This window comes from Psychrobacter sp. HII-4 (assembly GCF_904846595.1).
Classification (GTDB): Bacteria; Pseudomonadota; Gammaproteobacteria; order Pseudomonadales; family Moraxellaceae; genus Psychrobacter; species Psychrobacter celer.
This window is the reverse complement of record NZ_CAJHBJ010000089.1, coordinates 1-1,425: the sequence shown is the minus strand read 5'-3', so window position 1 is coordinate 1,425 and position 1,425 is coordinate 1. Positions and strand designations below refer to the sequence as shown.

General features: G+C 48.6%; 1 protein-coding gene and 1 pseudogene. One reads left to right on the top strand and one right to left on the bottom strand.

Features of this window, described 5'->3' with window-relative positions; translation table 11 throughout:
* A pseudogene (locus JMX98_RS13820) lies at positions 1-125 on the top strand (zinc ribbon domain-containing protein); the annotation flags it as partial.
* 42 nt (positions 126-167) lie between these two features.
* On the opposite strand, the gene JMX98_RS13815 reads toward JMX98_RS13820, so the two are convergent.
* Positions 168-1,139 (bottom strand): Hsp33 family molecular chaperone HslO, encoded by a 972-nt coding sequence (locus JMX98_RS13815; protein ID WP_201587399.1) that lies wholly within the window; start codon positions 1,137-1,139, stop codon positions 168-170.
* Positions 1,140-1,425: the final 286 nt, after the last annotated feature.

Below are 1,425 nucleotides of genomic sequence, written 5' to 3'. Positions count from 1 at the left end.
GGGCTTGGTATAAGAGAGTGGTTTTGTCGTTCTTGTAAAACGACCCATAACAGAGATGTTAATGGAGCAAAAAACATTCTCGCGGTCGGGCTTGGCCGTCTTTAGTAGGAATCCCCTCACTTTAGGGAGGGGAGGAAGTCAATGAGAGGTGTTTTACCAGATACCGCCTATTTAGCAAAGATAGCGGTCACATCGTCTTTATCAAACGGATAGATCTCACCGCAAAAACCGCAGTCCATCTCAAACGTCCCGCCTTGCTCTTCGACGATATCTAACGCTTCTGCTTCACCGATTTGCTCGATGGCTGTCTCGCACTTTTCGCGTGAGCAAGTACAGCCAAATGATAGCGCCACAGGCTCAGGTGCCACGATGTTTTCTTCATGATACAAGCGGTATAAAATCTCGCTGGTATCGAGTGTGGTCAGCTCTTCTGCTTTTAGCGTACGCGTGAGGACGTTTAAGCGCGGCCATAGGTCATCATCGATGCCGGCGTCTTGGTTTTGCTCAACCTCAAAGGTTTCCTCAGCGGTACGTGGCAACATTTGTACCAAAATACCCCCAGCTTGTAGGCCGTCTGATGCTAAGTTGATCAGCGTTGGAATCTGCGCGGACTGCTTTTGATAGTGCGCCAAGCAGTCTGCCAAATTGTCATGACTACGCTCGACGATACCTTGATAAGAGTCGCCGCCGTCAGGCTGAATATTGATAAACAATACGCCTTGGCCCATCGCGCCAAGCTCCGCAAAAGCGTCTTTGGCTGTGGTCATGCTCTCCCACGCTTGTGCTTGCGCGTCGGTGTCGGCCTTCCAGCTGGCAAGCGCGCGGATGATGCCGTCTTGGTCACACTCCGCCATCGCCCAATTGAGCAGGCTCTCAGGGTCTGAGGACTGCAGCTGGATAGACAAACGACCGTTGATTTTGACAGTGCTGATCAGCAAGCTTGCCGCCGTCATCATCTCGCCCAATAAGCGTTTAATCGCTTCAGGATAGGGCTTTTGGGCAATCGTGGTCGCATAGCTGCGCGATAGACGCACCACATCACCGCGTACAGGCGAGTCTTCAATAAAAAAGCGCTGGCGAATGTCGTTGTAGCTGGTGGTTTGGGTGTCAGTATTTGGTGCTTGAGTATCTTGAGTCATAACTGGCTTATGTCATTGAGAAGTTGCTAACTTTATGGGGATTGTTGCGTATTTATCAATCTTATCAATTACCCCTGATGACCGTCGCGGGTTAGATGGGTAATCGCCAAAGACCATCATTCTATATTTTGCACAAAAAAGTTTATCCCCCGTTGCAATTTTACCCCACTCTCAACTTCGAAAGTGATTGAAAAAAGAAGAGCACCTCACTAATCTATTGTTTTCGACCAAGAATACAATGGAGTTGTGAGATGCCCATAGACGAATTTATCATCAATATCTATTT

What these genes read in the sequence shown, in the direction of transcription:
- JMX98_RS13815 (WP_201587399.1), bottom strand. Translation starts at nt 1,139, where the DNA reads ATGACTCAAGATACTCAAGCACCAAATACTGACACCCAAACCACCAGC.